Raw genomic sequence first — 11,314 nt, 5'->3', positions numbered from 1 at the left:
GAAATTGCCAATATTAAAAGATACCTCTTAATTTAGCGTTGATGCTATATCTACATTCAAAGCTACCGGCTACAGGAACGACCATTTTCACGGTAATGTCACAATTGGCTGCTGAAACCGGCGCAATCAATCTATCACAGGGTTTTCCGGATTATGATTGCGATCCGGAACTAACCGAGCTCGTCGTCAGTAGTTTTAAAGCCGGACATAATCAGTACGCACCAATGGCTGGTGTGATGAAATTACGTGAACGAATTGCCGAAAAAAACGAACTGCTATATCAGGCGCAATATAACCCGGACAGTGAAATTACTGTAACTGCAGGCGGAACCCAGGCGCTGTTTTCAGCAATCGGTTCAACTATCAGGCCGGATGACGAAGTAATAGTTTTTGAACCGGCATACGACAGTTATGCTCCGGCCGTCAGGCTTTTCGGCGGAGTAGTTAAAACGTTTAAACTCGACCCGCCTTATAAAATCGACTGGGATAATGTAAAGAAGGCCATAAACTCTCATACGCGAATGATCATCCTTAATTCGCCAAACAATCCGACCGGGAGTATCTTAAAACAAAAAGATATTGATCAGCTTATACGGATAACAAAAGGAACGGATATTCTCATTTTAAGCGACGAAGTATATGAGCATTTAATTTATGATGGCGAAAAACACCTGAGCATGGCTTTGTTTCCCGAACTGGCCGAGCGAAGCTTTATTTGTGCATCATTTGGCAAACTGCTGCATACAACTGGCTGGAAAATAGGCTACTGCCTCGCTCCTGCTGCACTAATGACTGAATTTAGGAAGGTGCATCAATACGAGGTTTTTAGCGTTAATACACCATTGCAGCATGCTATCGCGGACTATTTAAAAGACGAGGAAGTATATCTTCGCTTGTTGGGATTTTTCCAGGAGAAGCGCGATTTTTTCAGAAAATTAATGAATGAGACGAAGTTTGACTTGCTTCCCTGTTCCGGGTCTTACTTCCAAATGGCATCGTATAAAAATGTATCAAACGAACCTGATTTCGATCTTGCCATGCGCTTAACAAGGGATTTTGGCGTTGCATCAATTCCCGAATCGGCATTTTACAGCAGCAAAACAGATCACGGACTTTTGCGCTTTTGTTTTGCTAAAAAACAAGAAACGCTCGAAAAAGCCGTTGAAAGATTGTTGAAGTTTTAATTTAAGGCAAATTTGTAACTTACCTGACATTTGTAAATAATTGGTATTTCGCTGATGAGTAATTTAAAAATCACATCTTTTCAAGCCTATCTTTTTTGGGAAAATATTGATAAAAACCTACAAAACCTTTCTCTCCGTTTATCATCCATCAGGGAAAAAACTGATTTAATAATCTTACCGGAAATGTTTAGTACCGGTTTCACTATGAATACGTCGCTAGCCGAAAATATGGAAGGTAAAACGATGACATGGATGCACGAGCAGGCGACAAAATTTGATGCCGTTACTACCGGAAGCATAATTATTCAGGAAAAAGGACATTTCTACAACCGTATGATCTGGATGCGCCCGGACGGCACTTACGAGTTTTATGATAAGCGCCATCTTTTTGGAATGGGTAAGGAAGACGATTATTACACTCCCGGAAAAAAACAACTCATTGTCGAGTTAAATGAATGGAAGATCCGGCTGGCTGTATGCTATGACTTGCGGTTTCCTGTCTGGCTGCGAAATGTTGAAGGCGAATACGATATGCTTCTGATTGTTGCCAATTGGCCAGAACGGCGATCGGCTCAATGGAGGGCGCTTATTCCGGCCCGCGCCATCGAAAATCAATCTTTCGTTGTAGCCGTAAACCGTGTTGGCCACGACGGGAATGAAGTTTATCATTCAGGTGATTCAATGTGTATCGATCCGGTTGGAAACACTGTTTATTATAAACCTAATGATGAGGATTTATATACATTTTCCATTTCAAAGGAGGAAGTGATTAAAACGCGCCGGCTGTTCCCCTTTTTAAGAGACATGGATAAATTCAGCCTCAAGAACTAACTTTCAGCTGCCTCGTTTACTGAAGTATATTTTTTTCCGCTTACGTTTTTGTTGCCTTTGACATAAAATCGCCACGGAATCGTTTTATACGGCCCTGCAAAATTCATCCCAATTCGCGGTGATGCTATAATTTGATCTTCTGAATAGTTAACATTTCGGTCTTCGATCCATATTTCGCTACCATGCAATGATGTACCGTTATGTATTTTTGCCAAGCCAAGAGCTTTCGCCAATGCGCCCGGCCCTTTACAGAGCTGACTGTCGTTGCCAAAAATATTTCTTCTTTCACGCATGATGTCAATTCCTTCTGTCGGATCTACGGCACGTATTAATACTGCATGAGAAGTTCCTTCTTGTCCGGTAACGATGTTAAGCATATCATGTATGCCGTAGCAGATGTACATATAAACATGCCCTCCCGCCGCATACATTGTTTCATTACGCGGTGTTCGACGGCCGTTGTAGGCGTGTGATCCTCTATCTTCGGGCCCTCGGTAAGCTTCGGTTTCAACGATCATTCCACCCGTTACAATACCATTTATCCTGGTATACAAAAATTTCCCTAGAAGTTCCTTTGCAATAAGCACGACGTCTTCGCGACGATAAAAATCATCTGATAACTTCATCAAAAGCGAGTTAAAAATAAGAAGGATTTAAAGATCTTATAATCTGCGTCAGATAATCTGCGTCAACTTCATCAAAGTGATTTAGAAATTCACTGTCCACATCCAACACTCCCCAAACTTTATCTTCGTGAATCAAAGGGATAACAATCTCAGACCGCGACAGCGAACTGCAGGCAATATGGCCGGGGAACAATTCAACATCAGGCACGATAAGCGTTTCCGCTTTTTGCCAGGATGTTCCGCAAACGCCTTTTCCGGGTAAAATCCTTGTACATGCTACCGGCCCCTGGAAAGGCCCTAATACCAGTTCGTTTTCCTTCACCAAATAAAAGCCTACCCAAAAAAAGTTAAACTGTTCCTTTAACGCAGCGCATATATTAGCAAGATTTGCAATGAGATCGGTTTCTCCACCTACAAGCGCGTCAATCTGCGGAAGTAATGATTGATATTGCTGTTCCTTATGTCCCTGTATAATTTTAAGATCTTCTGCCATTGTACAAAAATAGAGGTTTAGATTAACGTAAGAAATTTCTATACCGGTATCACCTGCTTTAAAGTTTCATTGACGAATGATAAATTAGCGAAAACTACTACCCATGCCGAAAGAAAGCGCCGGAATACTTGCCTACAGAATTGCCGAAGGACAAACTGAAATATTACTTGTTCATCCCGGCGGACCCTTTTTCGTTAAAAAAGACGCAGGTGTCTGGTCTGTTCCAAAAGGCGAAAACGACAACCAGGAAGATCTATGGGATCTTGCAAGGCGCGAATTTACTGAAGAGACAGGAAATAGCATTTCATCCGATAACTACACACTTTTGAAGCCTGTTAAAACAAAAGCAGGTAAAGTGGTGCATATTTTCGCGGTTAACGAAAATTTTGAAATCCCCTTTATATGTTCAAATGATTTTCCGTTAGAGTGGCCGCCGCATTCGGGCAAAATACAATATTTTCCGGAAGCTGATAAAGCAGAGTGGTTTACTTTTGATGAAGCAAAAATTAAAATTTATGCATATCAACTGCCTGTTCTGGAAGAGTTAAGCCAGCTTTTAAACAGTGAGCATTAACGACGCATTACTTCAAACGAATCAACTACGCGATCCGAAGCCAGGTGGAGCTAATTAAAAATTTGTATTTTTAGGTATTCCGCTGCCCGCCATAAGGAGCATTTTCTGCTCATCAGTATATAAATGTTGAATTTTGTTAAATGACTCGTTTCAATTTTATTTCAAAGTCGCTTCAGTTCCTTTCAATACCGGCAAAAAAAGCATGGCTTATAATATTTATCGTTTACTCCTCGATAGTATCATACGGTCAGCAAAATGATTCAGTTAAAGTTGATGCGACAGATTCTATTGACAGCTACCTTTCTACCTATAGAAAACAAATAGAAGAAGCGGAAAAGAAAAATATTTCAGAATTCAAAGACAGTCAAGCCGGTATCAAACAGGATGAAATATTGGAAAAAATCCTGAAGACTAACGATAAAATAAAGTCCTTTTTGAAAAGCGGTATTGATACGACCGGCATCGTTGAAGATTTAAACGATCTCGACCGCCTGCATCGGATTGCCGGCGACGGCGTATTTACCAATACTGGTACTTCCCAGACGCATCGAAACCTGGCCACCTCGGCAATAATTATTTCAGAGCTGTATAATAAGGCCCTGGCACGAAAAGTTTCACTCGACAAGTATTACAAAAGTCTTACAGGTTTTCGAAACGAAATTGACTCACTCGCGAGCCAGCCTTTAATTTATCAGCTTCCAAAAGATTCAGCAGATCTATTGCATTACGAAAAAAAATTACAAACAATTACTATTGAGCTAACGCCAAACATCAATTTATTAAATTCAACATTAAACAGCGTCAGAAATTTACAGATCAGGGTGAATAGATCTGTAATCCGTTACAGTTCAGATTTAAATGAAATTGAAAATTTCAGAAAGAATATATCATCCAGTTCGCTAAACAGGGAGATGCCTGATTTATGGGCTTCGGTCGCCTTTGCTCGTCCGTTTTCAGAAATAATAACCTATTCAGCAGTGAAAGGCATGTTAGCTTTTAAATTCTATGCATTAGCCAATGTTGATAAAATAGCTGTTCTTATCTTGCTCGTTATAACCGTATATATTTTCTTAAAATCTTTAAAAACCAAACTGTTAAGTGAAGGCATTTCAGAAAAGGATGTTGCGGACAAATTAGTGCTTCATCACCCCTTATTATCGGCACTGATTATTGTCATAAGCCTTTTCCAATTTGTATTTCCCAATCCTCCATTTTTATTTAAAGCGCTTTTATGGATAACTACCGCGTTATCATTAACAGTTTTATTCAGAAAATTTATCTCAAAGTACTGGCTCTATTCCTGGCTGGCAATATTTTTTCTGTTTTTGCTTGCATGCGCAGATAATTCCATCCTGCAAGCGTCAAGAGTTGAAAGATGGATGATGCTTCTGTTGGCGTTGTGCGGAATAATTGTTTGCTCAGTAATACTCCTGAAAGGCCACCGGAATGAACTAAAAGAAAAAAGCATTCTTTATTTTATCGCCTTCGTGATTTGTCTCGAATCGTTATCCCTTATATTAAACATGTTTGGAAGATATAATATGAGCAAAACATTAGGAAACAGCGGTTATTTCAATGTAGTCATCGGTGTATCGTTCCTTTGGACAATACGTTTAATCAACGAAGCGCTTTCATTGGCCTCACAGGCATACAAAGGGCCCGAAGGAAAATCATTTTACATAAATTTTAAGCGTGTTGGTGATAAAGCTCCTCTGATACTTTACGTTTTCCTCATAATCGGCTGGTTCATTTTGTTCGGCCGCAACTTCTACTCTTTCAGACTTATAACCGAGCCACTGCACGATTTCCTTTTTCAGGAAAGAATGATTGGTAATACCTCTTATACCATAAAAAGCATATTGGTTTTTTTCGGAATTATCATCTTGTCGACCGGCGTTTCTAAAGTTGTATCATTTTTCGCGGCGGATAAAGACTTTGATAATGCATCCCATAATCCATTAAAGAAAGAAATCGGCAGTTGGCTCCTGCTAATACGAATTGGGATTCTAAGTACTGGTTTATTCCTGGCTTTCGCCGCAGCAGGCATACCGATGGATCGGATTACCATCATAATTGGAGCGTTGGGAGTTGGTATCGGATTTGGCTTACAGACTCTCGTTAATAACCTGGTAAGCGGCCTGATCATTTCTTTTGAAAAGCCGGTTAGCGTTGGCGATATCGTAGAAATTGGTGGTAAGTCCGGCACGATGACGTCAATTGGATTCCGCAGCAGCATAATTTCTACCTGGGAAGGTTCTGACATGATTATACCAAATGGGGATTTGCTGAATCAGCACCTTATCAATTGGACACTCGGTAGTAATAGCCGGCGAGTCGACATTCCCATTGGAGTCGCCTATGGCACCGACCTCGGGAAAGCTAAGCAGGTTTTAACTGATGTGTTGCTTGCCGAACATCGCATAATGAGCCATCCGCAACCGGCGGTTATTCTGTTGGATTTTAACAGTAGTTCAGTCGATTTTAAGCTATTCTTTTGGGTTCGTCATTTTAATGACTGGCTGGCTGTAAAAAGTGACATCATTCAGGCTATTGATTTTGCATTCCGGGAAAACAATATCGAAATTCCATTCCCTCAGCAGGACATCTACATCAAAGAAAAAACGAAAACACGAAAAACTAATAAAATCAAGGAAAGATCTGGCAATGACTTAAAAAAGGAATTATAGCATTAGTTGATCTAGATCCTGGATGACGTCTTTGCGCCTTTTCGAAGATTAATTCTTTTTTACGACACTGATTGCAAATTTGTAAAATTTAAATTTGGCGACACCTCGCAAACATTTTTACAAAATCTTAAACGATTCAAAAGAAGTGATGTAAAAATGACAATTATTCAAATTTATTTGCTGCCTGCAAAAGTGATTCTTTATCTTCGGTAATACCTGACCGTAGTTAACGACCGATAATTCATTTTTTTATGACATTGATGAAGATGATGCAAAGCAAGCCAATGATGAATTTTTTCCTTAAATCAGCATTATGTGCAACTATCCTGATCGCTCCTATCGCGGTGAAATCAGAAACATCATCCGGTTATAAGTCAGTTAAAAATTTCCCCCGAAATGAACGAAGCAACGCTGCGAGGGAAAAGAATTCCAATGCCTACATCTCGGGAAATGTTTACGATATAACGAAAAACGGCCCTTTACAAGGAGCCACTATCGTCATAATGGGAACCTCGTATTCATCGGTTACCAATGCCGACGGTACATTTAAAATTATAGTTCCGAAAGAGTGTCAGGATAAGAAAATCACATTGCAAGTTAGATGCACTGGTTATGAAGTTTCAAACCTTGATGTGAGCACTAAAAAACTTCCTGCCAGCCAATCATTTTCTATCAAACAACAAAGTGACATTCAGGGCGATGCTGCAGCTGTAATAACGGAGTAAGCAAAATCACAACCAACTAACTGCAATACTTAAAATGCCAGCAGCCCGGCAATAACACCTACTACTGCACCGCCGATTCCCCAGGTAATCTTTGTTTTCAACCGCTGTTTCTTTTCCTTTTCAAGCAAAGCCTGTACATTTTGAAGTTCGGCTTTTAACTTTTGCGTATCATCCATTGCTGCGCTTATCGAAACCTGCGCATCCTTTATACCACCAGTAGCGCTGTCTATAACTTTTATCGCGTTATTTGCCAGGCTGTCAAAACGCAGTTTAAGCTGATCGTATTCTTGCTGATTCCTTTCCAAGGTCTCCTTTTGCACTTGAATAGTTTGTGAAGCGTTACTATATAATTGTTTAGGAATGTAGTCGCCGCTCCTAAACTTGTTATTCAAGTTTTCCAGCAAATGAAAAGTCTTTGCGTTGACAACGTAAACAGTATCGCACATGATCAGCACACTATCGCCTTTGTCGGCTTGCAAAACAGTATTCACCTGACAATCTTCTAACGTGAAGGTTTTAGTTTTCTGGCACCACCCTTTTGTCTGACAGCCAATGCTAAAAAGAAGAAAAATCACGAGTCTCAGTACATTTGTTTTCATCGCCGCTATTTTTTTACCTTAAATCCGATAGTCGAATCACTTTTAAATTTTTCCTGCTCGGCTTCCAACTTTTTCCTTTCCTCGTCTAAACTATCCAGTTTTTTATTGGTGACTTTATCCTTGGTTTTCTTTTCAAGCTCACTTATTTCGGCTTTTACTTTTAACGCCTGTATGTACGATTTACTCTCGTCAAGCTCTTTTAACACGATGTTTAGTTTGTCCTGGCTTTCCTGCAGATGCATTAAAACGGAATCGGAAAGCTTTTCGGCCCGCTTTACTCCCCGCAGCGCTTCGTTAATGTTACTATTTTGAAAAAGAGAAAATATACCGTTAATCACCAACAAAGCGATGATGCCAATTAAAATGAGCCTGAAAGTTTTATCCATAATATTTGCTTTGTCACGCCAAACCGGTGGGGCAATAGGATTTGGTTTTTACTGGTTGAGCAAGTAAGTCAGACAAGGAGTTGTGTGACTTATCATACAAATACAAAATACAGCGAATGGTCTTGAAATAAAATAGCTAATAATAGCTATTTTGTAATGCCTGATTAACACAATTCGTTATCTCTATTTTTCACTGACATTTAAAAGGTTGCCGATAAGATACTGTTGAAGGTAGTTTTAAGGAAGCAATGCCTTGTGTTTATAGGCCCCGGTAATCCGGCTGTTAGCTATAGTCCTAATTCAATATTGGAGCTGCCGCCGCCATTGGGTTTATTGATGTCAGTGCAGTTCTCTATGTTCAGCTTGACCGTAAACTACCCAAAATCGGAGGACAGCCTTTGCATTTTAGCCCGGATTGAAGCGGATACCGGCCACGTGGCTAAGGCCTGTGCAGTATTAGCGGAAAGCCGGAACAAACTTTAGCCGTCGAACTGCTGCTGCGCTTCAAAAAATATATTAGTGATTATTAAGGAAGTCAGCATTTATAACATCCATTTTGTTAGTCACTATAACGATCGTTTCGCCAGGGATAGGCTGTATTGGAATAACCTCTATCCTCCCAGAAACCGAGTTTGTCTTCTGTCAAAAACTCAATTCTTTTGATCCATTTCGAGCCTTTCCAGGCATATAATTGAGGCGTAATCATGCGTACCGGACCTCCATGTTCTTTCGGTAACGGTTGTCCATCATAGGTATGCACTAAAAGTACATCTGGTTTAAGCGCTTCTTCCAAGGATAAGTTCGTTGTGTAAGTATCATATCCATAGCACATGATATGAGTTGCAGCTTCCACCGGATGGACTAACGCAGCCAGATCCAACAGGCTTACTCCTTTCCAGTGCATATTAAGCTTCGACCAGGTTGTTACGCAATGGAAATCCGACGTGTCCTTTGTTTGAGGTAAAGCAATAAACTCTTTCCATGTCAAACGCAAGGAATTTTCAACCGCGCCGTCGATAATTAGCCGCCAACGGTCGAGTGAAATGTTTGGCTGATAGCCCAGGTCCAAAACCGGCCATTTACCTGTAACGGTTTGCCCGATCGGGATGCCTGGCATGCCGTGCCTGTTTATCTCGCCGGTTCCTTTCGGAGCATTGTCGGATAGTGACGGAGTTTCTTTTATTTTATCCTGAAACCGAGCTTTCAGTTTCATCCGGGCCTCGATTATTCTTGCTAGTTTATCTTCCTCCATAGGTAATTTTATTACCATAAAAATAAGAAAGACCGCGTTGAAATCATCTGTTCAACTAAAAATAGACTTAGAAATAGCTAGAAATAGCTATTTATTACATCATGCCGTCTGAATATATTTATTGGATTGTCGCGAGGTGCTGCCCGGTGCCTTTAAGAAACCTAAAATCTATGCATGTCTATTTCTCCTGTACTTGACCTGGTTATACTTCTGTCGTTTACTTATTTCATCGGAAGCCTCATTTTATCGGCAATTAATGAGGCTATCGCCGGAGGACTGCGTTTACGGCCAAAGCAATTAAAATTCGCACTTGAGCATATCTTCTTCGATAAGGATTGGAAGTTTTTTATCCAACGAAATATTGCAAGGAGCCCGCACATACAATCGTTAATGAAGAAAAACGGTCGTTACCCCGCCTACATTCCGGCTAAAAATTTCGTTCTCGCTGTCATTGAGCAATTTAAAAACAGTAGTGAAGACGGCAAGTCTGATTATGGTAAAGTGAAATTAAGTGAGTCTGTTGATAAACTTGTGATACCTGTTCCCCTGAAGAAAATACTGTATGACTTTGCAATACAGGTTGAGGCGATACACTCCGATCCCGGACGCCAGGTAGCAGAGTTTGAAAAAAGAATCGAAGATTTTTATAACAGCACAATGGATCGAGCAGGGGGCTGGTACAAACGAAAAACCCGCACGATGCTTCTCATCATCGCAATTGTATTGTCCGTAATTTTAAATATTGATACGGTAAAAATAACACAGGATGCATTACGTGATAAGGAAAAACTCGGAAAAGCAGTTGATAACATTACCGCCAACTTATCAAAAGCGGGTGAGCTTAACTCGCTGAATATTTCTGATACCTCTGTATCGATAAAAACCAGGATATCTAAAGCTGATAGCACAGTCAAACAAATCAAGCTTGTTTATGAAGCTTCAAGTGGTTATACGCTAGGTTTTACTTCCTCCCAGGATTTTTTGAATGAATGGAAAAAACACTTCTGGGCGAAAATTATCGGCATCCTTATCACAGCATTTGCACTGCAACTAGGCTCAAATTATTGGTTTGACCTGATGAATAAAGCGGTGAACATACGGGCGGCGGGTAAACGGCCAGACGAAAAACGTCCTCCGCAGGACATTACACCAACCAAGAACAATTAACATGCACGACAGATGAGAAAAGTAATATTCACAACATGTCTTATTTTCTTAGGACTTTTTCTATATGCGGCTCCTCAGGATTCCCTTGCAAGTGATACAACGGTTACAGTAGAAGCTCAAAATAAGGGCGCTCTACCTTCGCCCGAAACTTCATTGAATAAAAAGCAGGTTGTGGCAGGTATCGCTGCATCTTCAATTGATTCCATTAAGATTGAAAAAGGTATTTGTTTGCCAGAAGAGCATACATTGTCTTTTGGTGAGTGGGTTCTTTCTTTTCTTCCATTAGCAATTTTCGTTGTTCTTTTCTCTTTATTATTTGGCACCGGACTGAAGGACTTTAATGTTGTGGAGGCTTTAAAGGAAAATGAACTTGCAAAGCTGACAATCCAAAACCCATTATACGTGCCAGGCTCAGATCCTGACAAGTTAAAAGACATACCACCTACTATAGAGGTAACTGCGCAAACACTTTTCGCATTATCATCGCCAATTGAACCCAATCACTTACCTGAAACGGACTATAGACCAAGTATAAGCCGGTATATCGCGTTTATCAGCAGCCTGTTAATAATAATTTTGGTAGTTTGTGTTTGCTGTTTTTATATCTATTATTATTTATCTAAAGGATGCACGCCGGACCTCGCTGGACTTTCCACTTTGCTAATTGCGTTGGGTGTGGGCATCGTACCGTACGCCGCCAACAAAATTTCGGGGGCAGTTGCTACCAAAGGCGAACAGTATTAACGAAGCAAGGCTTAAAAGGACGTCGTCCGTTGCCGCCAAGATTTCG

At 40.4% G+C, this 11,314-nt stretch carries 12 protein-coding genes; 7 read left to right on the top strand and 5 right to left on the bottom strand.

The window, feature by feature from the left end; all coding sequences use genetic code 11:
• Window positions 1-41: 41 nt before the first annotated feature.
• Together GS399_RS05840 and GS399_RS05835 are read left to right on the top strand one after the other, a co-directional pair.
• Window positions 42-1,184, top strand: coding sequence for a methionine aminotransferase (locus GS399_RS05840; RefSeq protein WP_160843658.1), 1,143 nt, complete (start codon window positions 42-44; stop codon window positions 1,182-1,184).
• A 54-nt stretch (window positions 1,185-1,238) separates the two neighbouring features.
• A complete protein-coding gene (locus tag GS399_RS05835; RefSeq protein WP_160843657.1) occupies window positions 1,239-2,015 on the top strand; it encodes a nitrilase family protein in 777 nt (258 codons plus the stop codon).
• Here the strand turns inward: GS399_RS05835 and GS399_RS05830 are convergent.
• Window positions 2,012-2,641 carry a DNA-3-methyladenine glycosylase gene (locus GS399_RS05830; protein ID WP_160843656.1) on the bottom strand — a complete coding sequence of 210 codons (630 nt, stop codon included), beginning with the start codon at window positions 2,639-2,641 and terminating at the stop codon, window positions 2,012-2,014. The genes GS399_RS05835 and GS399_RS05830 overlap by 4 nt on opposite strands.
• A 10-nt stretch (window positions 2,642-2,651) precedes the next feature.
• Window positions 2,652-3,134, bottom strand: a complete 483-nt coding sequence (locus GS399_RS05825; RefSeq protein WP_160843655.1) for a free L-methionine (R)-S-oxide reductase MsrC — start codon at window positions 3,132-3,134, stop codon at window positions 2,652-2,654.
• A gap of 103 nt (window positions 3,135-3,237) precedes the next feature.
• Here GS399_RS05825 and GS399_RS05820 point away from each other — a divergent pair, with 103 nt between their 5' ends.
• The 3 genes from GS399_RS05820 (at window position 3,238) to GS399_RS05810 (ending at window position 7,120) form a co-directional block, all read left to right on the top strand.
• Window positions 3,238-3,708 carry an NUDIX hydrolase gene (locus GS399_RS05820; RefSeq protein ID WP_160843654.1) on the top strand — a complete coding sequence of 157 codons (471 nt, stop codon included), beginning with the start codon at window positions 3,238-3,240 and terminating at the stop codon, window positions 3,706-3,708.
• A 140-nt stretch (window positions 3,709-3,848) separates the two neighbouring features.
• A complete protein-coding gene (locus tag GS399_RS05815) occupies window positions 3,849-6,395 on the top strand; it encodes a mechanosensitive ion channel family protein (protein WP_160843653.1) in 2,547 nt (848 codons plus the stop codon).
• 251 nt (window positions 6,396-6,646) lie between these two features.
• Window positions 6,647-7,120: a carboxypeptidase-like regulatory domain-containing protein gene (locus GS399_RS05810; RefSeq protein WP_160843652.1), complete on the top strand. Its 474-nt coding sequence runs from the start codon at window positions 6,647-6,649 to the stop codon at window positions 7,118-7,120.
• A 29-nt stretch (window positions 7,121-7,149) separates the two neighbouring features.
• Here the strand turns inward: GS399_RS05810 and GS399_RS05805 are convergent, their stop codons facing one another.
• From GS399_RS05805 to GS399_RS05795, 3 genes are all read right to left on the bottom strand, one after another.
• Complete coding sequence (locus GS399_RS05805; protein WP_160843651.1) at window positions 7,150-7,719, bottom strand: coiled-coil domain-containing protein 22; 570 nt, start codon at window positions 7,717-7,719, stop codon at window positions 7,150-7,152.
• A gap of 5 nt (window positions 7,720-7,724) precedes the next feature.
• Window positions 7,725-8,105, bottom strand: coding sequence for a hypothetical protein (locus GS399_RS05800; protein WP_160843650.1), 381 nt, complete (start codon window positions 8,103-8,105; stop codon window positions 7,725-7,727).
• Between the two features lie 559 nt (window positions 8,106-8,664).
• Window positions 8,665-9,318, bottom strand: coding sequence for a molybdopterin-dependent oxidoreductase (locus GS399_RS05795; RefSeq protein ID WP_237487874.1), 654 nt, complete (start codon window positions 9,316-9,318; stop codon window positions 8,665-8,667).
• Window positions 9,319-9,531: 213 nt separating this feature from the next.
• Here GS399_RS05795 and GS399_RS05790 point away from each other — a divergent pair, with 213 nt between their 5' ends.
• Together GS399_RS05790 and GS399_RS05785 are read left to right on the top strand one after the other, a co-directional pair.
• Entirely contained in the window at window positions 9,532-10,524 is a 993-nt protein-coding gene (locus tag GS399_RS05790; RefSeq protein ID WP_160843649.1) for a hypothetical protein, read from the top strand.
• Window positions 10,525-10,536: 12 nt separating this feature from the next.
• Window positions 10,537-11,268 carry a hypothetical protein gene (locus GS399_RS05785; protein WP_160843648.1) on the top strand — a complete coding sequence of 244 codons (732 nt, stop codon included), beginning with the start codon at window positions 10,537-10,539 and terminating at the stop codon, window positions 11,266-11,268.
• The last annotated feature ends 46 nt before the right edge of the window (window positions 11,269-11,314 follow it).

The organism is Hufsiella arboris (assembly GCF_009834875.1).
In the GTDB taxonomy this organism is placed as follows: domain Bacteria; phylum Bacteroidota; class Bacteroidia; order Sphingobacteriales; family Sphingobacteriaceae; genus Hufsiella_A; species Hufsiella_A arboris.
Note: the sequence above shows the minus strand (reverse complement) of the source record. Positions and strands in the feature narration are given on the sequence as shown.

Excerpts from the sequence above, each read along its gene's own strand:
- GS399_RS05840 (WP_160843658.1), top strand. The coding sequence starts at position 42 with ATGCTATATCTACATTCAAAGCTACCGGCTACAGGAACGACCATTTTC.
- GS399_RS05795 (WP_237487874.1), bottom strand. The coding sequence starts at position 9,318 with ATGAAACTGAAAGCTCGGTTTCAGGATAAAATAAAAGAAACTCCGTCA.
- GS399_RS05805 (WP_160843651.1), bottom strand. The coding sequence starts at position 7,719 with ATGAAAACAAATGTACTGAGACTCGTGATTTTTCTTCTTTTTAGCATT.
- GS399_RS05825 (WP_160843655.1), bottom strand. The coding sequence starts at position 3,134 with ATGGCAGAAGATCTTAAAATTATACAGGGACATAAGGAACAGCAATAT.
- GS399_RS05830 (WP_160843656.1), bottom strand. The coding sequence starts at position 2,641 with ATGAAGTTATCAGATGATTTTTATCGTCGCGAAGACGTCGTGCTTATT.
- GS399_RS05800 (WP_160843650.1), bottom strand. The coding sequence starts at position 8,105 with ATGGATAAAACTTTCAGGCTCATTTTAATTGGCATCATCGCTTTGTTG.
- GS399_RS05810 (WP_160843652.1), top strand. The coding sequence starts at position 6,647 with ATGACATTGATGAAGATGATGCAAAGCAAGCCAATGATGAATTTTTTC.
- GS399_RS05790 (WP_160843649.1), top strand. The coding sequence starts at position 9,532 with ATGTCTATTTCTCCTGTACTTGACCTGGTTATACTTCTGTCGTTTACT.
- GS399_RS05785 (WP_160843648.1), top strand. The coding sequence starts at position 10,537 with ATGAGAAAAGTAATATTCACAACATGTCTTATTTTCTTAGGACTTTTT.
- GS399_RS05835 (WP_160843657.1), top strand. The coding sequence starts at position 1,239 with ATGAGTAATTTAAAAATCACATCTTTTCAAGCCTATCTTTTTTGGGAA.
- GS399_RS05820 (WP_160843654.1), top strand. The coding sequence starts at position 3,238 with ATGCCGAAAGAAAGCGCCGGAATACTTGCCTACAGAATTGCCGAAGGA.
- GS399_RS05815 (WP_160843653.1), top strand. The coding sequence starts at position 3,849 with ATGACTCGTTTCAATTTTATTTCAAAGTCGCTTCAGTTCCTTTCAATA.